Origin of the sequence: Humibacillus xanthopallidus, from assembly GCF_044793955.1 — a bacterium.
GTDB classification, from domain to species: Bacteria; Actinomycetota; Actinomycetes; order Actinomycetales; family Dermatophilaceae; genus Humibacillus; species Humibacillus xanthopallidus_C.
This window is the reverse complement of the sequence record NZ_CP084995.1, coordinates 1,967,088-1,988,830: the sequence shown is the minus strand read 5'-3', so window position 1 is coordinate 1,988,830 and position 21,743 is coordinate 1,967,088. Positions and strand designations below refer to the sequence as shown.

The following is a 21,743-nucleotide window of genomic DNA, read 5'->3' as shown; positions in this document are numbered from 1 at the left end:
GCGCATGCGCCCTGCCCTCGCTGAGATGCTCGACCTGCAGCCGCACCCCGAGGGTGGGTGGTTTCGTCAGACCTGGGCCTCCCCCGAGATCGTGACCCTGCCGGACGGACGGGTGCGTCCGACCGCCACCCTCATCCACTTCCTCCTGCCGGCCGGTGAGCACTCCGCGTGGCACCGGGTCGCCTCCGACGAGATCTGGCTGGCGCACACCGGCGCCGTCGTGCTCGAGCTCGGCGATTCGGGGGCGCAGCCACAGGCCGAGCGCCGGCTCACCGTCGGCGTCGACGCGGGCTCGGGCGAGGTCTCGCAGGCGCTCGTGCCCGCTGGAGTCTGGCAGCGCACGGTGCCCTCCGATGCCGACGCTCTCGTCAGCTGCCTCGTCTCCCCCGGCTTCGACTTCGCCGACTTCGAGCTCGCCCGTGGCTGACGCTTCGCCCGGGGCTGGCGCTGCGCCCGACCCGCGGGACCCTCGCGGCCTGAGCGCCCATGCTCCGTTGCTCGCTGCGTGGCTGAGCCACGGCCAGCGATCACCGCACCCCTTCACGATCCCCGGGCACAAGCAGCGCACCGACCTCGTCGGCGACATCGTGCGCGATGACGTGCCGCTCTACGGCGGCCTCGACGAGGTGAGGCTGAGCGGCGGCGTGCTGCAGCGGGCCGAGGCGCGCGCAGCGCGGCTGTGGGGCGCCGACCTCTGCCGCTTCTCCGTCGGCGGCTCGACCCACGGCAACCAGGCCCTCGCCCTGGCCGTAGGCCGCCCCGGCGACCGGGTCATCGTCCAGCGCACCCTGCACCGCTCGATGCTGCTCGGCCTCGTGCTCGCCGGGCTCGAGCCGGTGTGGGTCGCGCCCGAGCTCGACGACCGATGGGGTATGCCGTCCGGCCTGGCCCCCGAGGCCCTGACCGCCGCGCTCGCCTCGGCTCCCGACGCGAGGGCCGTCTTCGTCACCGACCCGTCCTACGTCGGGACGGTGGGTCGCCTCGGCGAGCTGGCCGACGTGGCCCACGCCCACGGCATACCGCTCGTCGTCGACGCCGCGTGGGCAGCCCATTTCGGGTGGCACCCCGACCTGCCGCGCCACGCGATCGCGCTCGGGGCCGATGCTCTCGTGACGAGCGCGCACAAGACGCTGCCGGCGTGGTCACAGGCGGCGATCGTGCTGGCGCGCACCGAGCGGATCGACCCGGCCCGCCTCGACGCCGCCTTCGAGGCGACCCACACGACGAGCCCGGCAGGCGCCATCCTCGCGAGCACCGACGCTGCCGTGGCCCTGCTCGAGCACCACGGCACCGCGCTGCTCGGCCGGCTCATCGACCTCGTCGCCGGTGCCCGGCGGGCCCTGGCCGACGTGGAGGGCCTGCTCGTGCTCGAGGGCCCCGACGTCGACCCCGTGAAGCTCGTGGTGCTGCTCGCCGGCACCGGTGCGGACGGCGTCCACGTCGAGCGGGGCCTCATCGAGGCCGGGCTGCCCGTCGAGATGGCCGACCGTGACACGGTCGTGGCCCTCGCGACCCTGGCCGACGACGCCACGAGCATCGGCCACCTCGTGACGACGCTGGCGGCACTCGTGGAGCGACACCGCGGCGAGCCGCGAGACACCGTGCCCGCAGCCTCGTGGTCGGTGGCGCCGGTGCAGGGTTGCAGTCCGCGCGACGCCTTCTTCGCACCGCGGCAGCGCGTGGCGCTCACGGCGGCGGTCGGGCGGGTCAGCACCGAGCTCGTCGCGCCCTATCCGCCCGGCGTGCCGGTGCTGGCACCGGGTGAGGTGGTGACCGAGCAGGTCGTCGCCGCCCTGGAGTCTGCTCGAGCCGCCGGGGTGCGCATCGCCTACGCAGCCGACCCGCGGCTCGAGACGCTCGACGTCGTCGCCGACGTAGAAGGCATCGCTGGCATGGCCGACGTCGGGCCTCGCTCAGGGTGAGACCACCGTGATCTCGCCGTCGCGGCTGACGACGGCGAGATCACCCTCGAGGTCCGTTCGATGCACCGCGAAGCCGCGGGCGTCGAGCGCCGTGAGGGTGGACGGCGTGGGATGGGCGTAGTCGTTGCCCGCGCCGACGCTGATGAGGGCGATCCGTCCTGAGACGTGGTCGAGCAGGCGGTCGTCCCGGTTGCCCGACCCGTGGTGCGCGACCTTGAGCACGTCGACGGTGCCCCAGCGCGCCGGGTCGCGCTGCACCTCGCGTAGCACGGCCGCCGCGGCCTCGCGCTCGATGTCGCCGGCGAGCAGGAAGCTGACACCACCGACGTGCAGGGTCAGCACCACGGACCCGTTGTTGGCGACGGAGCCGGCGTCGATCTCGCGTGCCGGCCACCACACGTCGGCTGACACCGCGCCGACCTCGAGATGCTGGCCGGCCCGCAACTCACCGATGCGCGTGCCCTTCGTCGCGGCGAGCCGCACGACCGCCTCGGCCTCACCGGGCGGGTCCCTGACGGGCGAGCTGCGGATCTCGGCCACCGGACGGTCGGCCAACACCCCAGCCAGCCCGTCGACGTGGTCGGCGTGGAAGTGCGTGAGGACGACGAGGTCGACGGCCTCGATGCGCAGGCGCGCGAGGCACCCGTCGATGAGCTCGGGGTCGGGCCCGGTGTCGACGACGACCGCGCGACCCGGACCACTGTTGACGACGAGCCCGTCACCCTGCCCGACGTCGCACGCGACGAGGAGCCAGCCCGGCGGCGGCCAGGCGATCGCACGGGTCGGTGCTCCCACGCCAGCGGCCACGAGCACGACCGCCACGGCCACGGCCGGTCGAGTCCGGCCCCGGTGCCAGGCCCACGGGATGGTGACGATGCCGGCGGCCGTCAGCGCGGCGAGCGCCACGGCGTGCCAAGCGGATTCACCCCAGGGGATCGCGACGATCGGGGCCTCGGCGCACTGGCGCGCCACCCCGGCGATGGCCTGCGCCGGCGCCGCAGCGGTCCACGCCAGCACGGCGGCCGCGGCAGGCCAGACGACGGCCAGGGACGCGACCACGACGCCGGCGATGGTGGCCGGCGCGACGAACGGCGCGGCGAGCAGGTTGGCCACGACCGCGATGACCGACACCGACCCCTGGAGCGGCACGACGAGGGGCGCACAGAGGGCCTGCGCAGCGAGGGGCACGGCGATGACCGGGCCCAGCCGGGCGAAGCGGCGGGGCAGCCCGGTCGCGATGACCTCGCCCCACGGGCGCACGAGCACGAGCAACCCCAGGGTGGCGACCGACGACAGCGCGAAACCGTAGGACCGGGCCAGCCACGGGTCCCAGACGAGCAGGGCCACGACGGCACCGGCCAGCACCGGCACCCCGGCCCGGCGCCGCGACGTCGAGAGCGCGAGCAGGCCGACCGTGCCCATCACCGCCGCACGGATGACACTCGGCTCCGGTCGCGCCACCGTGACGAAGGCGGCCAGGACGACGACCGCGACGAGAGGTCGCCAGCGCCGCCTCACCCCGAGCAGGCCGCAGACCCAGACGGCTGCGGCGACGACGAGGGTCACGTTGGTGCCGGAGACGGCCGAGAGGTGGCTCAGCCCCGTCGCCAGCATGGCCTCGGTCAGGTCCTGCGGCGTGCGGCTGGTGTCACCGACCACGAGGGCCGGCACGAGCCCACGCGCGTCGGTCCACACGTGGTCGGTGGCCACCCGGTTGCGCTCTCGCACGGTCGCGGCCGCCTCGAGGATCAGCCCGGGGCCGCCCGTCACCCGCGGCGGCCCGAGCGGTCGAGCGACCGCCACGACGTCGTCGCCCGGCTCGGCCGGGGCGAGACGAGCCACCACCTCGACGTCGTCGTTCCACCCGAGCCCGCCCCACACTGAGGCCGGGCCGATGACCAGCACCGGCGTCTGCACCTGGGTGCGCACTCCTCGACCGACCACGGTGGTGACGTGGAGCCGGACGACGACCACGGGAGCCCCTCGCCGTCCGGCCGTGGACACCGGCCGGGGGTCGGCGGTGAGGGTGCCGCTCATCGTCACGACGGCCTGTGACCGGGCGAGGTCGGCAATGGGCCCGGCAGAGCGGATCGAGCCCTGTGCGGCGCACGAGAGCAGGAGCAGGGACGTCGTCGCGAGGGTGAGCGCGACGAGACGGCGTGGCCCATCCGGCGAGCGGGTCCGACCTCGGGGTGCGACCAGCAGCACTGCGACAGTGAGCGCCAGGGCCGACCCGGCCCACGCCGCGGCCGGGTCGAGGAGCAGACCCCCGAAGGCGGTCGCCACCCAGGCGATGGCAACGGGAGCGACGAGACGCAGGTCGAGACGCCGCTCCACCTGCTGACGACGACGGGGCGCGAGACCGCGCCAGGTGCGCACGGTGGCGGCCTGGCGTGGCTTCGTGCTCGTCACAGCGAGACCCTCGGACGCAGCTGGGCGAGGAGCTTGTCGCCGATGCCGCTCACCTCGCCGAGCTCGTCGACCGACGTGAAGCGGCCGTGCTCGGCCCGCCAGTCGATGATCCGCTGGGCGAGCACCGGCCCGACCCCAGGCAGCGTGTCGAGGGCGGCGAGGTCGGCCGTGTTGAGGCTCACGACGACCTCGCTGCCGCGAGCGTCGCTCCCCGGGTCGCCGCCTCCCGAGCCTCCGTCACCACCGCCGGGTGCGGAAGCGGGAGGTGTGACCACCTCCCCCGGCTTCGGCACGTGCAGCTGCTCGCCGTCGACGACGAGCCGCGCGAGGTTGAGGGCCGCGACGTCGGCGCCGGGGCGCGCACCGCCGGCAGCAGCCACCGCGTCGGCGACCCGCGCCCCCGATCGCAACCGGACGAGGCCGGGCCGCACCACCTGGCCGACGACGTGGACGACGATCTCGGCGGCACCCGGTGCCGATGATGACGCCGACACCGACCCCACTGGTCGCGGGCTCAGGGTCGTGGCCGCGTCGTCCGGGATGCGCGCGGCGACCGGCGCGCCGTCCGCTCCCGTCACGACGACCCGGGTCTGCGCCGGGGCCTCGGTCGCCGGCACGGCGGAGCCGGCCGAGCGCTCAGCCCACAGCACCCGCACCGCGAAGACGCAGGCGACCGCCACGACGAGCGCGATCAGCGCGACCACCGTGGCACTCGAGACGGACCACCGCCCCAGCCGCAACGGCTCCGGGGTCGTCACGACCCCGGGCCGGCGGGCTCGCCGCAGATCGGCGTCCAGCTCCTCGAGCGCGCTGGGCGCAGCCGACCTCGACGACGGCAGCGCGGGCACCCACCCGCTTCGCTCCTGCTCGTTCTCCTCTTGCGCGCCCACGTCACCCCTCAGGATGCGAGCCACCCGCGCAAGGTCAGGTGGCGGCTGGGCGCGGCGGAACGGCATACCCCGACCGTAGGAAGCCCCGGCAAAGGCGACGGGCCACCGGAAGCCGTCTGGGGACAACGCCGCCCGGGTCCGAGGGAGGTGTGGACAGCGGCCAGCACCCGAGACGTCCCGGGACCCGATTCACAGCGACGCGCCCGGCTGGTCCAGACTGCTCCAATGGCCCGGCACATCATGACCCTCACCTGCGACGACCGACCCGGCATCGTCGCCGCGGTCTCGGCGGCGCTGCTCGCGGTCTCGGCCAACATCGTCGAGAACCAGCAGTACTCCGACGAGGCCACCAACCTCTTCTTCATGCGCACCGTCTTCGATGCCGAGGCGGGCGACGTGGCCCGGGTGCTCGACACGGTGCGCACGAGCCCGGCCATCGCGCACCAGCACCTCGAGGTGCGCCCCGAGGCGGAGCGGTGCCGCACCGTCATCCTCGTCAGCAAGTTCGACCACTGCCTGCTCGACCTGCTGCACCGCTGGAAGTCGGGCGACCTGCCCATCGACATCGTCGCCGTCGTCTCCAACCACGAGGACTGCCGCGGGCTCGTCGAGTACTACGGCCTGCCGTTCGTCGTCATCCCGGTGACCAGGGAGACCAAGGCCGAGGCAGAGGCCGAGCTGCTCCGGCTCGTCGACGACGAGGGCGTCGGCCTCGTCGTGCTGGCGCGCTACATGCAGATCCTCAGCGACGGGCTGTGCCGGGCCCTCGAGGGGCGTGCGATCAACATCCACCACTCCTTCCTGCCCGGCTTCAAGGGCGCCAAGCCCTACCACCAGGCGCACGACCGCGGCGTCAAGCTGATCGGCGCCTCGGCCCACTACGTGACCGCCGACCTCGACGAGGGCCCGATCATCGAGCAGGACGTCGTGCGGGTCACCCACGCCGAGTCGCCGGAGCGGCTCGTGGCGATCGGGCGCGACGTCGAGCGGCGCGTCCTGTCACGCGCCGTGCGCGACCACGCGGAGTCCCGCGTCTTCCTCTCGGGGCACCGCACCATCGTCTTCTGACCGGGGCTGCCGGCACCGGGCACTGCCCGGTGCCGGCCCTCCCACCCCCTCAGCCCAGCCCGTCAGCTCAGCCCGAAGGCGTAGAGCTTGTTGTTCGGCGTGCCGAAGAAGTTGTTCGCGTAGCCCGAGCCCCAGTAGACGGAGCCGTTGGAGATCGCGGCACCGGACAGGCACGAGCCTCCGCTGGCGAAGGTCCAGAGCACGTCTCCGGACGCGGCGTCCAACGCGTACATGTGCCCCTGCGGATCGAGCGAGCACCCGAAGACGACACCGTTGGCCGTCGTCACCGGACCCGAGGTGCTGCCGCCGTTCGGCGGACGCGTCTCCCAGAGGCGCTCACCCGTCGCTGCGTCCAGTGCGGACCACACCCCGCTGGTCTCCCCCTCGTAGAGGACGCCGTTGCTGTTGGCGTTGGCGGTGTAGACCCGCTTGCCGTCGACGGCCGACCCCCACTGGAGTCCTCCCGCGATGCCCCCGGGGCCGGCTTGCGTCGACCAGAGGACAGCGCCCGTGACGGGGTCGAGCGCCCAGTACTGGCCGCTCTTCTGCCCCGCTCCGACGACGTCCCTGAGTTTGCCTGCGCCGTCCCTGACGGAGAACAGCGCTGGGGCCTGACCGAAGTCGTAGTCGGGGCCGGCCGGCTCGGGGCAGTTGTCCCCGTCACCGATGAAGGGGATGCAGTCGACCGTCCAGGCATCGAAGGGCAGCGCTCGGGTCGCCCACTTGATCGCGCCGGTGCGCATGTCGAGCGAGACGATCGAGTCGAAGTGGTCGCTCGCCGGGAGGCAGACCGCCGGGTCCGTCGCCGCCGCCACGCAGTCGAGCACCGACTGCGGCACGTCGTAGTTGTTGCCGGTCGCGACGTAGACCGACCCCCGCTTGGGGTCGACTGCAGGCGAGCTGCCCCACACGGCGTTGCCGGGGAAGTCCTCCGGGGTCATGTACGTCTTCCAGAGCAGCCGACCCGTGGCGAGGTCCAGGGCTGCCATGCTGCCGCGGAAGGTGCAGCACGGGTAGCCGGGAAGGACGGCGAAGCCCTCCTCGAGCGAGGCCACCCCCACGTAGACGACGCCGTCGAAGATGGTCGCCGACTGGGTGATGATCGCCGCCGGGTGCGGGTCGACCTGCGTCTTCCAGAGCAGGGCGCCCGTGTCCTTGGAGACCGCCATGACGGCACCGCCGCCGCCGAACGGTCCCTGGTTGCCGAGCACGAGTGCCGTCTCGCTGAACGCCGGCGTGACTCTCGCCTTGTCGCCCGGGACGCCGGTGTAGTCGGAGACCTTCTTCTGCCAGACCACCGCGCCCGTGGCGCGGTCGACGGCATAGAGGTTGCCGGCCCAGTCGGGCACGTAGACCCGCTGGCCGTCGACGGCGGGCGTGGCCGAGACGTCTCCACCCGTCGTGAGCTCCCACTTCTTCTCCAGACCCGTCACGGTGCTCGGCGAGATCTTGCTCTCGCTGGCCGCGTGCCTGGTGTTCTGGCGGTCCCCGCCCGCCGAGTTCCAGGCGTTGCCCCCCGGTGCGGCCAGCGCCGCAGCGCCGCCGACGAGCAGCGAGCCGAGCGCAGCTGCTGCCACCACCATCCGTGTCCTGCGCCATCTCCTCGTCATTGAGGCTCCTCGCTCACGGCCCGCGAGCAGGCCGATCCGACCCCGAGTGACCTCTCGAACCTAGACCCAGAGGAGGAGGCTGGTCAGCGGAATCACCTATCTCACAGGGCTGCCCGCGTTGTGGGGATATGTCCGCGCCGAGCGGCGGGGCCGGCCCGTGATCACCCGACGCGGCGCTGGCGCCACCAGCCGACGACGTTGTTCTTGTGGCGGACCAGCACGACGAGCGCGATCGCGGTGAGCCAGATGCCCGTCCACGCGTCCCCCGGCCAGTGACCCGCCCACACGAGCACCGCGATGACGAGCATCGCCGTGGCGCCGAGGATCGAGCCGGCAGCCACCCACCGGGTGACCGCAAAACCGAGGGCGAAGGCGGCGAGCACGACGACGGCGATCAGCGGGTGCACGCCGAGGACCGCGCCCAGCGTGGTCGCGACCCCCTTGCCGCCGCGGCCGTGGAGGAAGGGCGACCAGATGTGGCCCAGCACGGCTGCGAGCCCCACGGCATACGCGAGGTGGGGGCCGACCCAGTGCGCGGCGATGACCGTCGGCACGAATCCCTTGAGCACGTCGAGCACCCCGACGAGCACGCCCCACTTGCGGCCGAGCACCCGACCGGCGTTCGTGGCGCCAGGGTTGCCGGAGCCGGAGACCGAGAGGTCCGTGCCGCGCACCCGGGCGATCAGCGTCGCGGGGTTGACCGACCCCACGAGGAAGGCCGCGACGACGGCCGCGACCCAGCCGAGCACCACGCCGACGGTCACGGCGCGAGGGCCTCGGCCGACTCGGGCAGCGGCTCCCCCGGGCGCGGGGACAGCGCGATGGCCACGGTGCCCGGTCCGACGTGCGCCCCGACGACCGCTCCCAGCTCGACGACGATCACGCGGGGCGAGCCGGGCACGACGCGGCGCAGGTCGGCGGCGAGCTGCTCGGCGCGACTGCCCGCGTCGAGGTGGTGCACGGCGATGTCGACCCGCAGGCCACTGGCGCGCACCCGCTCACCCACCATGGCGACGATGCGGGCCAGGGCCCGCGAGGAGGTGCGCACCTTCTCGACGGGGATGATGCGCCCGCCGCGCACGGTGAGGATCGGCTTGATCGCGAGGGCCGACCCGAGCAGCGCCGAGGCCGCACCGATGCGCCCGCCCCGGCGCAGGTGCTCGAGCGTGTCGACGTAGAAGAGCACGGCCGACAGGTCCAGGCGGGCCCGAGCCGCAGCAACCACCGCCTCGACACCGGGCGTGCCGTCCTGCGAGTCTCCTTGCGCCGCAACCTCGGCCGCAGCGATGACGGCAAACCCCATCGCCATGCCGAGCGTCCCGCTGTCGACGACCTCGACCGGGATGGGCGCCTCTGACGCGGCCAGCCGCGCGGCCTCGATGGTGCCCGACATCTGCGAGGACAGGTGGATGGAGACCACGGCCGAGGCCCCCTCGTCGGCCAGCCGCTGGTAGGTCTCGGCGAAGACCTGCGGCGTCGGCCGCGACGTCGTGACGATCGTGTAGTGGCGCAGCGCCTCTGCGACCTGCTCGGCCGTGACGTCGCGGCCTTCCACGTGGTCGCGGCCGCCCACGATGACGTGCAACGGCACGACCTCGATGCCGTGCCGCTGCACGTCCTCCGCGGGCAGGTATGCCGTGGAGTCCGTGACGACCCGGACGGTCATGACGCGCTCCTTCCGACGATCACTGCCTGACGATGCTGGGGGGTCTCACAGGGGCACGACGTTGACGAGCTTGGGAGCGCGCACGATGACGGTGCGCACACCGGCCTCGGTCGCCGCCTTCACCTTGTCACGCGCGAGCGCCAGGGTGCGCAGTTCGTCCTCGCTGATGTCGGGCGACACCTCGACGCGGTCACGCACCTTGCCCTTGATCTGGATGACGCAGGTGACCTGGCCCTGGACGATCTTGGCGGGGTCGCTCACCGGGAAGGCGGCGTGCGACACCCCGGAGTCGTGCCCGAGCCGCGACCACATCTCCTCGGCGATGTGCGGCGCCACCGGCGCGACCATGAGCACCATCGCCTCGACGACCTCGCGTGGCGGCACGTCGAGCTTGGTGACGGCGTTGTTGAGCTCGATGAGCTTGGCGATCGCGGTGTTGAAGCGCAGCGCCTCGAAGTCCTCGCGCACGCCGGCGATCGTCTGGTGCAGCTGGGTCGTCAGCGCCTGGTCGGGGGCGTCGTCGGACACAGGAACGGCACCCGTCTCCTCGTCGACGACGTTGCGCCAGAGCCGCTGGAGGAAGCGCTGGCTGCCGACGACCGCGCGGATCTCCCACGGCTTGCTCAGCTCCAGCGGGCCCATCGACATCTCGTAGACGCGGAAGGTGTCGGCGCCGAACGCGTCGTACATCTCGTCGGGGCTGACGGAGTTCTTCAGCGACTTGCCGATCTTGCCGTACTCCCGGCTCACCGGCTCGCCCTGCCAGGTGAAGGTCGGCTCCTCGCCGTGCCCGCCCGGGTGCTCCTCGACCTCGGCCGCCTGGACGTACTGCCCGCGACTGTCGGTGTAGGCCCACGCCTGGATGTAGCCCTGGCTGAAGTACTTGCGGAACGGCTCCTCGCTCGAGACGTAGCCGAGGTCGTGCAGCACCTTGTGCCAGAAGCGCGCATAGAGCAGGTGCAGCACGGCGTGCTCGACGCCGCCGATGTAGAGGTCGACACCACCGGGGTCGACGGTGCCGGCCGGCGCTCCGGCGACGGGCTCGGCGTGACGGCCGAGCCAGTAGCTCTCGTTGGCCGGGTCGACGAACGCCTCGTGGTTGGCGGGGTCGAGGTAGCGCAGGTAGTACCAGCACGACCCGGCCCAGTTGGGCATCGTGTTGGTCTCGCGGCGGAAGTGCCGCACGCCGCGCCCGTCGCCGAGGTCTGCCTCGACGTTGACCCACTCGGGCACCCGCGACAGCGGCGGCTCGGGCGAGCTGGTCGCGTCGTCGGGGTCGAACGTCTTGGGTGAGTAGTCCGGCACGTCGGGGAGGGTCAGGGGCAGCTGGTCGTCGGGGACGGCATACGCCACGCCGTCGTCGTCGAACATCACGGGGAACGGCTCGCCCCAGTAGCGCTGGCGGCTGAAGAGCCAGTCACGCAGGCGGTAGTTGACGGTGCCGCGACCGTGACCGGCGTCCTCGAGGAAGGCGATGATGCGCTCCTTGGCGTCCTCGACCGCGAGCCCGTCGAGGCTCACGACCGGGCTCGCCGAGTTGACCGCGAAGCCGCTCGCCACGAAGGCCTCGTCGAGCGGCTCGTCCGCACCGTCGGGCGTGGAGGCGACGACGCGCACGATCGGGATGGAGAACTTCGTCGCGTACTCGAAGTCGCGCTCGTCGTGACCGGGCACCGCCATGATCGCGCCGGTGCCGTAGCCCATCAGGACGTAGTCGGCGACGAAGACCGGGATCGACTCTCCCGTCAAGGGATTCGTGGCGAAGGACCCGGTGAAGACGCCGGTCTTGTCCTTGCCCTCCGTCTGCCGCTCGACGTCGCTCTTGCGCGATGCCGCCAGCCGGTATGCCGCGACGGCCTCCTTCGGGGTCGCGCTCGCTGCCGCGTCCGCGCCCGTCCAGTCGCTGTGCGTCCCTTCGGGCCAGCCGCCCTCGGGCACGAGCTGGTCGACGAGCGGATGCTCGGGAGCGATGACCATGAAGGTCGCGCCGAAGACGGTGTCGGGCCGGGTCGTGAAGACCTCGATGCCGCCCTGCTGGCCGGCGAGGTCGCCTGCGGCGTGGGTCACGGGGAAGGTGATGCGGGCGCCCTGCGAACGCCCGATCCAGTTGCGCTGCAGGCGTTTGACGTTGTCGGGCCAGTCGACGCCGTCGAGGTCGTCGGCGAGCCGGTCGGCATACGCGGTGATTCGCATCATCCACTGCGAGAGGTTGCGCTTGAAGACGGGGTAGTTGCCGCGCTCGGAGCGGCCGTCGTTGGTGACCTCCTCGTTGGACAGCACCGTGCCGAGGCCGGGGCACCAGTTGACCGGCGCCTCGGACTGGTAGACGAGGCGGAAGTCCGCGAGCACGCGGGCGCGCTCGGTCGCCGACAGCTCGGCCCAGCCGCGACCGTCGTCGGTGAGTGGTGCGCGTCGGCCCGACTCGAACTCCTCGACGAGCTCGCTGATCGGACGGGCCCGACCCCGGCCACCGTCGGGGCGCACGGCGTCGGCGTCATACCAGGCGTCCCAGATCTTGAGGAAGATCCACTGGGTCCAGCGGTAGTACTCGTCGTCGATGGTGGCGAAGGTGCGCCGGTTGTCGAAGCCCAGCCCGAGGCGACGCAGCTGCCGCTTCATGTTGGTCATGTTCTCCTCGGTGGTCTTCCGAGGGTGCTGACCGGTCTGGACGGCGTACTGCTCCGCCGGCAGGCCGAAGGCGTCGTAGCCGAGGGCGTGCAGCACGTTCTTGCCGAGCATGCGGTGGAACCGGCTGTAGACGTCGGTCGCGATGTAGCCGAGCGGGTGGCCGACGTGCAGGCCCACGCCGGACGGGTAGGGGAACATGTCGAGCACAACGAGCTTCTGACCGAGTGACTCGACCCGCTCGGGCTCGGCCCAGGGGCCGGCCGGGTTGGGGGCGTTGAAGGTGCCGGCCTCCTCCCAGCGGTCCTGCCACGCGACCTCGATGTCCTGCGCCATCCGTGCGGTGTAGCGGAACGGCGTCTCGTTGCTCTGCTCGGTCATGTCTTCTCTTTCGTCGCTGCTCGGTCTGGGCAAAAGAAAACCCCTCACACAGGAGGGGGAGCCGCGCTGATGTCGGGAGTCCCGACCTTCGTCAACGCGGCTGCGGAAGGAGCAGCAGACCAGCCATGCGCCTAGGTTAGCGCAGGGCGCGAACGGCCTGCCGCCGCCATCCAGCTCCCCGCCCTGAGCACGACGCCCGCGGCCGGGGTCAGGCAGGGCTCGAGGCCGTGAGCGTGCCGATGACGACGTAGTTGCCCGTGTAGGAGCGCCGGTCCGGCGCGATGACGCAGCTGATCGCGACCACCGTGTCGGGGCGGACGGTGACGACGGCCGGGTGCGACGTCAGCTTGTCGAAGGGCACGGTCAGGACCTCCGTGACGGCGTAGATGAAACGCCCCCGCGTCGTCGTGAGTACGAGGGTGTCGCCGATGCGCACCTCCTGGAGCCGGGTCAACACCCCTCGACTCGGGTCGTCGGGGTGGAATCGGTTGGCGTGGCCCGTCACGAAGGTGGTCTGGGTGCCCGGGACCATGGGAGGCCCGCCGAGGTCGATGCGGGCGACCCTGTCGAGGTAGGGCGCGTCGTAGCAGGGCTGGCCCGGCACCTCGCAGGTCGGCGACCTGTTGTAGCGGGCCAGACCCGAGGATGCGGCGTCGACGATGGTGCGCCTTCCGCGCGATGCCGTGAAGTGCGTCAGCTCGCCCCTCGCCACGGGCTTGATGGCCGAGGCGGGCTCGATCGACGCCGGCCTCGACGGGGCCGGGCTCGCCGCCACGGAAGGCGTCGTGCCGACCGTCGAGGACGCGGCACCACCGGGTATGCCGCTCGGCTCCTGCCGCAGCCCGGCTGCGGTGGTCGTCCCCTGACCACTGCAGGCGGCGAGCAGCATCACCAGGCACAGCAGCGCCGCCCCGAACGCCCCGAGTGCTCTGGGTGCACTCGGGGTGCTGGAGCCGGTGACGGCCTGGCCGTGCCGCATGCTGGCGGTCAGGCGTCCTCGCCGCCGCCCGGACGAACCACCCGGGGCAGGCGCACGCCCAGAGCGACGAGTAGGCCGAGCAGGGCGAGGGCGACCAGGAGCGCTTGCACCGGGGTGACCGGGAGCTGACCCGTGGAGCCCGCGGAGGTGATCGCCGCACCCTCGTCCGCACCGCCCATGACCGGGAGCAGCGGGTAGGTCGAGGGGGCGGGCGCCGCCGTCGTGCCCGGTGTCGTGGCGGGCGGCGTCGTCGTCTTCGTGGTCGGCGGCGTCGTCTTCGTGGTCGGCGGCGTCGTCTTCGTGGTCGGCGGCGTCGTCTTCGTGGTCGGCGGGGTCGTCGTGGTCTTCGTCGGCGGGGTGGCCGGCGGGCAGGCCGCGACCGAGGGCTCCGGCTTCAGCTTCACCGTGTTGGCGACGATGACGACCGAGCGGCGCTGTCCGTCCTTGAACTCCTGGCCGACCCTGACCGGGCCGTCGTAGCCGAGCAGCGCGTGATTGTCGACCCAGATCGGGTTCTTGCCGGTCTGGAGCCTCTCCGTCGCCTCGCCCGGCTTCGAGACGTACTTGCAGACGTAGGACTTGTGCGGTTCCGCGTCGGCCGACGGCGCTGCGCCGGCGGCCCCGACTCCTGCCACGAGCGCCAGCGCCGCACCTGCTGCGAGCGCACCCCCTGCGACGCGGGCCCATCGGCCCCTCGTCGACTCCCCCCGAGCCTTCTCGACGCTTCCTCGCGTCTGTGTCATGGCTGTGCCTCCTCGGCATGGAACGGGTGTCCTGCGCGGCCCCCCGAGGACAGGACCGACGAAGCCCCCACTTCGCGCCCTCCCACCGTGCACCCGAGTGAGGCCCTCGTGGGCCGGAACGTCAGGATCCGACCTTCTCGAACCGGCGGATCAGCGGAAGAGGCCGACGACGATGAGCACCTGGGCGAGGTGGTAGGTGACGATGACCGCAAGGGGCGCCCAGCGGCGCTCGAGCACGAAACGGTCGTGCCCGAGGATGGTGTCCGAGGCGGTGAACAGCGCGCAGCCGAGCAGCACGACCCCGTCGCCCCGCCAGGCCGCCGCGAGCAGCAGGGCGAAGAGGGCGAGCTGGTAGAGCAGGACCGCACCCCGCTGCGGCCCTGCGTGCCGCACGATGTCGCGCCCGACCTTGGCGTGCAGCAGGACCAGACCGGGCACGACGGCCAGCAGCCACCACGGGAAGCCCCCGGCGCCGGTCGACTCGAGGATGGCCAAGACGTAGGCGACGTGGGCCAGCAGGAACGCCCCGAGCCCCACGAGGAAGCGGCCAGCCGTGGCGTTGAGCAGGGCGATGTCGCCGATGAGCGACAGGGCGAGCGCCACCAGCACGGTCAGCAGGCTCGGTGCTCCCGGCACCTTCCCCTCGAGGTCGAGCGACCAGGCGAGCCCCATGAGCAGCAGGATGAAGAGCGGCTTCGTCAGCCGTTCGACGAGGACGTCTCCGCGCACGACGGAGACCCAGTTCATCAGCGCTGTCACCCCGAGCGCCACCGCCAGGACCCAGAGGTGGTCGGTCACGGCCACAGGGTGACAGCAGCTCGGGCCCCGGACTGGCACGACACGCGGAATCCGTCTGATGGGCGCCATCGGGCGCCGAGTCGGCACCGCCGCGATTCTCTGCAAGACTCGAGCAATGCCCATGCGCAAGTTCCAGCACACCGTCTCCGCCGATGACACCTCGTCGAGCGTCGGGAGCGGTGACCTCGAGGTGCTCGCCACGCCGCGCCTCATCACCTGGTGCGAGAACGCCGCCTTCCAGGTGTGTCAGCAGCAGATCGACGCCGACCACACGACGGTCGGCACGATGATCAAGATCGAGCACGTCAAGGGCACCCCGGTGGGCGCCGAGATCACCGTGCTCTGCGCCGAGCCGATCAACGACGGGCGCCGCCTCGTGTGCCACGTGGTCGTCAAGGACTCCGAGGGTGAAGAGGTCGCCCGCGGCGAGGTGCACCGTGCCGTCGTCGACCCCGACCGCTTCCTCAGCAAGTGCCAGCGGCTCGTCTGAGCGCCCCACCACCGAGGCACCCGCACGTCAGAGCACGAACGCGTCGCCCTCCCGGCGGAAGCCGAGGCGCTCGTAGTAGGGGTCGACCATCCCGGCCGGCGTCAGGACGCGACGGAAGCCACGCCGGCGGAACGGACCCTCGGGACCGAAGACGAACTCCCCCGGTGAGTAGTCGCGATAGCGCGGCGTCACCCAGTCGAGGAGCAGCTGCGCGGTGCCCGACCCCGCGTCACGCAGGATGACGGCGCCGACCGTCTCGTCACCCTTGAGCACGAGGTAGGACGGGTCGCCCGCGAAGGGGTCGTGGACGAACTCCGGGTTGAACTGCCGGATGTCGGCTTCGTGCACCCGCAGCACGTGACGCAGGTAGGTGTCGTCACCGGCCACCTCGAGCACCTCGTAGGCCTGCGCGTCGTGCTTCTCGCGAGACATCCGCACGAGGTAGGTGATGTTGATCGCCGCGAGCACGATGTTGAGACCCACCATGGGCCACACCTCGTTGGCCACGTTGTAGACGATGAGCACGGCGCAGCCGACGAGGTTGATGACCCGCAGCCGTCGCAGCTGGGTCTGCAGGAGAGACCAGACGAGCACGGCCGAGCCGGCCCAGCCGAGCGCCTCCAGCCACCACGAGCCCATGTGGCGACCCTAGCGGCGTCACGCCTCCGGCGTGGGCTCGTCGGTCGATGAGTGCCCCACCACCTTGAGCCCGATGACGGCGCCGACGATGCCGGCGAGCAGCACGACCTTGACCACGGAGAAGGCCTCGTCCCCGAACGTCATGGCCCACGCGACGGTCAGCGCGGCCCCTAGCCCGGTCCACACGGCATACGCCGTGCCGATCGGGATGGTGCGGACTGCGTGGGCGAGCCCCAGCATCGAGAGGGCCCCCGCGACGAGGAAGACGATCGTCGGCAGCAGCTGGGACAAGCCGTCGGAGGCGGCGAGCGCCGAGGCCCAGACCGCCTCGAGGACAGCGCTGGCGAGCAGAACGAGCCACGGCATCATGCCACCGCCTTGAGGCCCGCCACGCACCCGACGAGCAGGAGCAGCAGCAGCCCCCGCGCGAGGTCGAGGCGCTCCTTGCCGCGAGCGACGGCGAGCAGGACGGTGCCCACGGCGCCGATCCCCACCCACACGGCATACGCCGTGCCGGCCGGCAGGCCCGTCATCGCCCAGGCGAGGCCGGCCATGCTGAGCACGAGCGAGATGGCGAAGAGGATCGTCGGCCGGGGGCGGCGGAAGCCGTCGGAGGCAGCGAGCGCGGTGGCCCAGACGGCCTCCAACGCACCGGAGAGGAAGAGCACGAACCAGAACATGAGTTCCCGATCTGGCCGTCTTGTCGCTGGGCGGGTACGGCTCCCTCGTCCGCGAGCGCGACCGCGCGCTCGCCCGCCATTCTACGGATGTCGTGCGCCCCGGGCGAATTCGGCGAACCGTGCGAACTCGCCGAATCCCGTATCACCGGCCGCCGGCGGGCGTACTGTCAGGTGCAGGGAGCGGTTCCTGCGGATAGAGGACTGCGATGAGCCGTGACTATCTCGACTTCGACCTCGCGCTGACACGCGACGGCACGACGTATGCCGTCCGCGTCGTCTCCTCGCCCGCTGGCGAGACGTCAGCGCCCTTCGTGCTGCCTTTCGTGGCAACGGAACTCGCGCAGTTCATGATCGCCGTCGGGCCACCGAGGGTCGCCTCGCGCAGGCTCGTCCCCGTCGCCGCCCGCGTCGGCGGGGTGAAGGACTACGGGCGACGGCTGGGCGACGCGCTGCTCACCGGGCCCGTGCGCGACGCCTTCACCTCGAGCCTCGACACGGCCGGGGCGCAGGGCAAGGACCTGCGGGTGCGGTTGCGTCTCGACGCGGTGCCCGAGCTCGACCCGGTGCCGTGGGAGTACGTCTACGACAGCCGCCTGGAGCGCTTCCTCACCCTGTCGCAGGAGACGCCGGTCGTGCGACTGCTCGACTCGCTCCAGCGGCCGCCGGCCGTCCTCGTCGAGTCGCCGCTCCGGGTTCTCGTCATGATCTCGAGCCCGTCGGACATGCCCGAGCTCGCTGTCGAGCGCGAGAAGGACCTGCTGCTCGCCACGACGGCCGACATGGTCAAGAGCGGCCAGCTGGCCGTGACCGTGCTCGACACCGCCACCCTCACGGCTCTCCAGCGGGCGCTGCTCGGCGACTACCACGTGTTCCACTTCATCGGCCACGGCGGGTTCGACGACGACGCCCAGGAGGGCGTGCTCGTGCTGGAGAGGGACGACGGCAGCAGCCACCGCGTCTCCGGCAACCGCCTCGGCACCCTGCTGCACGACGCCCGCAACATGCAGCTGGCCGTCCTCAACGCCTGCGAGGGTGCCCGCACGTCGGGGCGCGACGCCTTCTCCGGCGTCGGCCAGGCCCTCGTGCGTCAGGGTCTGCCTGCCGTCGTGGCCATGCAGACCGAGATCTCCGACCGCGCCGCCCTCGTCTTCAGCCACGAGTTCTACTGGTTCCTCACCCAGGGCCTCGGCATCGACGCCGCCATGTGCGAGGTCCGCAAGGCGATGGCCGTGTCCGACGAGGCCTCCGAGTGGGGCACCGCGGTGCTGCTCCGCTCCGGCACCGACCAGCCGTTCACCTTCACGGGCAGCCCCTCCACGGCGGCCACGCCGGAGACGCGTCTCGAGTCGCTCTACGACGCCGCGCGGGTCGCGATCAGCGCCGGGGCGCCGGGCACGGCCCAGCCGCTGCTCGAGCAGATCACGGCCGAGAGCCCCGACTTCCGCGACGCCACCCTGCTCCTCGAACGCGTGCGGCCCCCGGAGCCGGGCGACGGCTCGGGCCCCACTGACACCCACCATGACGTCGTCGAGTCCACCCCGGAGGTCGACCCTGGCCCGTCGCGGGTGCCGCCTCCTCGGCAACGGCAGGCCCCACCGCCTCCCCCGCCCACCCCGGGCGGGTCATCAGGCGGCTCGGTGGGCGGTGGCGGCTCTGCGGGCGGTGGCGGGTCTGCGGGCGGGTGGGCTGCGCGTGACACCCGGCCAAGCGGCCTCCGTCGCGTCCTCACCTGGGTCGGCGCCGTGGTCGGCGTGCTCGTGCTCGCGTTCGCCGGCTTCACCTGGTGGTACTCCACCTCGTCGTCCGTCGCGCAGGCCTGCGGCTCCGAGTCCGTCTTCCCCACCGTGCCCGACGACGCCGTGACCCTGGGGTGCGCGGCGACGGCCCCCGAGATCGACGGCAGCTTCGCCGACTGGGCCGACGTGCCGGAGGGACGCCTCGCGACCCAGGTCTTCCCCGGGCAGCCGAAGCCCGGGCCCGACGACCTGCAAGCCACCTGGCAGGGCCAGTGGGACTCCCGGTTCCTCTACCTTCGCCTGACCGTCGACGACGCGAACCGCCGCAACGTCGAGGCCAACAAGCCGACCCAGTTCTGGCAGGGCGACGGTGTGAGCTTCGAGTTCGGCCCCGACGTCTCGACGCTGCCGCCCTCGACGAAACCCCGCTCCGGCAAGGACTTCCACGTCATGGTCGGCGTCACCCCGCTCGGGGGCCTCGCGTCGTTCAACATGGCCAACGCGGGGGCGATCCGGGCCGGCGGCGCGCTCAGCGACGTCATCCTCTCGCGCACCGACCGACCGGGCGGTTACGACGTCGAGATGGCAGTGCCCTGGGCCGACGTCGGCCTCTCGACGCCACCCGCACGCGGCTCGCTGTGGGCGATGAACGTCAACGTCAGCGACGCGGCCAACTCGACGACGACGTGGAAGCTCGCCCGCATGATCAGCAGCAACCCGGTGCGCACCGGCACGAACCAGGGCCTCCCCGCCACCTGGCAGCACCTCGTCCTCGACGACGAAGCCGGCTCCTGACCCGACGGAAGGAGCACCGCCATGGGAGGGGGCTACGCGAACTTCGACGTCGACATCGTCGGCACGCCGGCGGGGTATGCCGTCCGGGTCCTGGCCTCGCCCGCCGGCGAGGCGTCTGCCCCCTTCGTCAACCCCTTCGCCCCCGTCGAGCTCGCCCGCTTCATCAATGCGGTCGGTCCTCCCCGGGTTGCCTCTCGGAGACTCGTGCCGCTCGCGGGCCGGGTCACCGAGGTGCGCGCATACGGCCAGCAGCTCGCGGACGCGCTCTTCGCCGGCGACGTCGGAGCGACCTTCCGCGAGAGCCTTGCAGCCTGTGTGAGGGACGGCTCTGAGCTGCGGATCAGATTGCGGCTCGAGGCAGTCCCCGACCTCGATGCGCTGCCGTGGGAGTACCTCTACGACAGCGAGCTGGAACGCTTTCTCACGCTGTCGAAGAAGACGCCGGTGGTGCGGGTGCTCTCCTCGGCGGACCCGGCGCCGCCCGTCACCGTGCACCCGCCGCTTCGGGTGCTCGTCATGATCTCGAGTCCGTCCGACCTGGCCCGGCTCGACGTCGAGCGGGAAGAGCGCCTCCTGCGTCTCACGACCGAGGACCTCGTGGCGTCGGGCCTGCTCGAGCTCGTGGTGGTCGCCGATGCCACGCTCGCCAACCTGCAGCGGGCGCTGCTCCAGGACGTCCACGTCTTCCACTTCATCGGTCACGGCGGTTTTGACGAGGTGACGCAGGAGGGCGTTCTCGCCCTCGAACGCGAGGACCACGGTGCCGCCCACTTCGTCACCGGCGCCCGACTCGGAACGCTGTTGCACGACGCCAGCAGTCTCCAGCTCGCCGTCCTGAACGCCTGCGAGGGTGCCCGGACCAGCAGCGGAGACGCCTTCTCCGGGGTGGGTCAGGCCCTCGTCCGCCAAGGCCTGCCAGCCGTCGTGGCGATGCAGTCCGAGATCTCCGACCGCGCGGCGCTCGACTTCAGCCACCAGTTCTACTGGTTCCTCACCCAGGGACTCGGCATCGAGGCCACCCTGTGCGAGGTCCGCAAGGCCATGGCGGTCTCGGACGAAGCCTCGGAGTGGGGCACCCCCGTCCTGCTGCGGTCCGAGACCGGTCAGCCCTTCACCGTCCTCAGCTCGCCCGCCGCGCGCGACGAGGACGGCCAGCTGGCGGCAGGGCCAGCCCCGCTCTCGTCGGCGGCGGCAGACCGGCGCGTCGCCTCGCTCTACGACGCTGCCGTCGCCGCCCTCGAGGCCGGCAGGCGCGACATCGCGCGGCCACTTCTCGAGCAGGTGGCCCTCGAGCAGCCGGGCCACCGCGACGTGCAGCACCTCCTAGACGGCCTGGAGGACGCCGGCCCGGCCCCCCAGGTGCCGCTTCGCATCGCACCGGACGCGGTCGCTCCTGCGCCTGGGCCGGCACCGCGGTCCGCCGCGGCATCGACGCCTGCGGCACCGCCCACGCTTGGGTCACGGGTGCGCAAGGTGCTTCTGGCCGTCGGCACACCGAGCCCCCCGCAGGTGCGTCGGCGCCGCGCCAGAGGGTGCCTGCTCTCCGTTGTCGCGACGGTGGTCGTCATCGTCGCGTTGGTGGTGTGGTGGAACATCCGGATCGGCCCCTACTCGGACACGTGCGGGCGATCCATCACCTCGAGCGGCGACGTCGCCCAGCCGCTGATCGTTCCCTGTGCCCTCGAGGTCCCTCGCATCGACGGGCAGTTCGACGAGTGGGCCACCGGCGCCAGCCATCCGATGCTCGTCGGGGCGGATCGGGGTGGGGCACCTGGCCCACGCGCATCGTGGAAGGCCCGGTGGGACAACGCCGGGCTCTACGTCTACGCGCAGGTCGTGGACTCGACAGCGGGCGTGGATGCCGTGGCCGGCGCGACGGCATACCCGTATGTCGACGGTGTCACCGTGCTCTCCGGTGACAGTGCGCAGCGCTTGCAGGTCACCGACGAGGCGCGTTCCGGTGACGTGGCGGTGACGATGGCCACCACCACGCAGGGCGTCTCCTCGGGACGCACCACCGACGATCAGCTACCCGTCTTCACTGATGCCCCTGAGGTGCTGGCACAGGTCGCACGAGGCGCAGACGGCTACGAGGTCGAGGCGCGCATCCCGTGGGCGACCCTCGGCAGGGAGAAGACCCCGTCTGCCAACTCGGTCGTCGCACTCTGCCTGCTCGCGACGGACGGCGTCGGCGAGGAGACTTCCGCACGCACGTCGCACGGTTGTCCGAACTGGACCGGGTGGGATCGGTTGCACCCCGGGGCCTGGCAGACCGCCATCCTGTCCCTCGACGAGTAGGAGCACCACCA

General features: G+C 72.1%; 18 protein-coding genes and 1 riboswitch. Of the genes, 6 read left to right on the top strand and 12 right to left on the bottom strand.

Annotated features, from left to right (window positions below):
- Nucleotides 1-4: 4 nt before the first annotated feature.
- Both LG278_RS08810 and LG278_RS08805 read left to right on the top strand, forming a co-directional pair.
- A complete protein-coding gene (locus tag LG278_RS08810) occupies nucleotides 5-427 on the top strand; it encodes a cupin domain-containing protein (protein ID WP_404392936.1) in 423 nt (140 codons plus the stop codon).
- A complete protein-coding gene (locus LG278_RS08805; protein ID WP_404392934.1) occupies nucleotides 420-1,922 on the top strand; it encodes an aminotransferase class I/II-fold pyridoxal phosphate-dependent enzyme in 1,503 nt (500 codons plus the stop codon). Before LG278_RS08810 ends, LG278_RS08805 begins: the two co-directional genes overlap by 8 nt.
- On the opposite strand, the gene LG278_RS08800 is transcribed toward LG278_RS08805, so the two are convergent.
- Complete coding sequence (locus LG278_RS08800) at nucleotides 1,914-4,334, bottom strand: ComEC/Rec2 family competence protein (RefSeq protein ID WP_404392932.1); 2,421 nt, start codon at nucleotides 4,332-4,334, stop codon at nucleotides 1,914-1,916. The two genes, LG278_RS08805 and LG278_RS08800, sit on opposite strands and share 9 nt — an antisense overlap.
- Nucleotides 4,331-5,290: a ComEA family DNA-binding protein gene (locus LG278_RS08795; protein WP_404392930.1), complete on the bottom strand. Its 960-nt coding sequence runs from the start codon at nucleotides 5,288-5,290 to the stop codon at nucleotides 4,331-4,333. Before LG278_RS08795 ends, LG278_RS08800 begins: the two co-directional genes overlap by 4 nt.
- A 159-nt stretch (nucleotides 5,291-5,449) precedes the next feature.
- On the opposite strand from LG278_RS08795, the gene purU reads away from it, so the two are divergent.
- Nucleotides 5,450-6,292, top strand: a complete 843-nt coding sequence (gene purU / locus LG278_RS08790) for a formyltetrahydrofolate deformylase (protein WP_404392928.1) — start codon at nucleotides 5,450-5,452, stop codon at nucleotides 6,290-6,292.
- Nucleotides 6,293-6,354: 62 nt separating this feature from the next.
- On the opposite strand, the gene LG278_RS08785 is transcribed toward purU, so the two are convergent.
- The 7 genes from LG278_RS08785 to LG278_RS08755 all read right to left on the bottom strand — a co-directional run bounded on the left by LG278_RS08785 (nucleotide 6,355) and on the right by LG278_RS08755 (nucleotide 15,094).
- Nucleotides 6,355-7,902, bottom strand: a complete 1,548-nt coding sequence (locus LG278_RS08785; RefSeq protein WP_404392926.1) for a PQQ-binding-like beta-propeller repeat protein — start codon at nucleotides 7,900-7,902, stop codon at nucleotides 6,355-6,357.
- A gap of 161 nt (nucleotides 7,903-8,063) precedes the next feature.
- A complete protein-coding gene (locus LG278_RS08780) occupies nucleotides 8,064-8,666 on the bottom strand; it encodes a glycerol-3-phosphate acyltransferase (RefSeq protein ID WP_404392924.1) in 603 nt (200 codons plus the stop codon).
- Complete coding sequence (locus tag LG278_RS08775) at nucleotides 8,663-9,568, bottom strand: DegV family protein (protein ID WP_404392922.1); 906 nt, start codon at nucleotides 9,566-9,568, stop codon at nucleotides 8,663-8,665. The genes LG278_RS08780 and LG278_RS08775 overlap by 4 nt, the downstream gene beginning before the upstream one ends.
- Before the next feature lie 45 nt (nucleotides 9,569-9,613).
- A complete protein-coding gene (locus LG278_RS08770; RefSeq protein ID WP_404392920.1) occupies nucleotides 9,614-12,574 on the bottom strand; it encodes a leucine--tRNA ligase in 2,961 nt (986 codons plus the stop codon).
- A 208-nt stretch (nucleotides 12,575-12,782) separates the two neighbouring features.
- Entirely contained in the window at nucleotides 12,783-13,553 is a 771-nt protein-coding gene (locus LG278_RS08765) for a sortase domain-bontaining protein (protein WP_404392918.1), read from the bottom strand.
- Nucleotides 13,554-13,561: 8 nt separating this feature from the next.
- Nucleotides 13,562-14,296: a hypothetical protein gene (locus tag LG278_RS08760; protein WP_404392916.1), complete on the bottom strand. Its 735-nt coding sequence runs from the start codon at nucleotides 14,294-14,296 to the stop codon at nucleotides 13,562-13,564.
- Between the two features lie 150 nt (nucleotides 14,297-14,446).
- On the bottom strand, nucleotides 14,447-15,094 hold the full coding sequence (locus LG278_RS08755) for a lysoplasmalogenase family protein (protein ID WP_404392914.1): 648 nt from the start codon (nucleotides 15,092-15,094) through the stop codon (nucleotides 14,447-14,449).
- 115 nt (nucleotides 15,095-15,209) lie between these two features.
- On the opposite strand from LG278_RS08755, the gene LG278_RS08750 reads away from it, so the two are divergent.
- Complete coding sequence (locus LG278_RS08750; protein ID WP_404392912.1) at nucleotides 15,210-15,584, top strand: thioesterase family protein; 375 nt, start codon at nucleotides 15,210-15,212, stop codon at nucleotides 15,582-15,584.
- 27 nt (nucleotides 15,585-15,611) lie between these two features.
- Here the strand turns inward: LG278_RS08750 and LG278_RS08745 are convergent, their stop codons facing one another.
- The 3 genes from LG278_RS08745 to LG278_RS08735 are packed head-to-tail and all read right to left on the bottom strand — an operon-like array spanning nucleotide 15,612 to nucleotide 16,903.
- The gene (locus tag LG278_RS08745; RefSeq protein ID WP_404392910.1) at nucleotides 15,612-16,223 is read right to left on the bottom strand and encodes a hypothetical protein; all 612 of its coding nucleotides are present in this window, start codon (nucleotides 16,221-16,223) and stop codon (nucleotides 15,612-15,614) included.
- Nucleotides 16,224-16,241: 18 nt separating this feature from the next.
- Nucleotides 16,242-16,589 carry a DMT family transporter gene (locus LG278_RS08740; protein WP_404393593.1) on the bottom strand — a complete coding sequence of 116 codons (348 nt, stop codon included), beginning with the start codon at nucleotides 16,587-16,589 and terminating at the stop codon, nucleotides 16,242-16,244.
- Entirely contained in the window at nucleotides 16,589-16,903 is a 315-nt protein-coding gene (locus LG278_RS08735; protein WP_404392908.1) for a DMT family transporter, read from the bottom strand. Before LG278_RS08735 ends, LG278_RS08740 begins: the two co-directional genes overlap by 1 nt.
- Nucleotides 16,904-16,912: 9 nt before the next feature.
- Nucleotides 16,913-16,977, bottom strand: a riboswitch (guanidine-III (ykkC-III) riboswitch).
- Between the two features lie 132 nt (nucleotides 16,978-17,109).
- On the opposite strand from LG278_RS08735, the gene LG278_RS08730 reads away from it, so the two are divergent.
- Both LG278_RS08730 and LG278_RS08725 read left to right on the top strand, forming a co-directional pair.
- The gene (locus LG278_RS08730) at nucleotides 17,110-19,434 is read left to right on the top strand and encodes a CHAT domain-containing protein (protein ID WP_404392906.1); all 2,325 of its coding nucleotides are present in this window, start codon (nucleotides 17,110-17,112) and stop codon (nucleotides 19,432-19,434) included.
- 21 nt (nucleotides 19,435-19,455) lie between these two features.
- Nucleotides 19,456-21,732, top strand: a complete 2,277-nt coding sequence (locus LG278_RS08725) for a CHAT domain-containing protein (RefSeq protein WP_404392904.1) — start codon at nucleotides 19,456-19,458, stop codon at nucleotides 21,730-21,732.
- The last annotated feature ends 11 nt before the right edge of the window (nucleotides 21,733-21,743 follow it).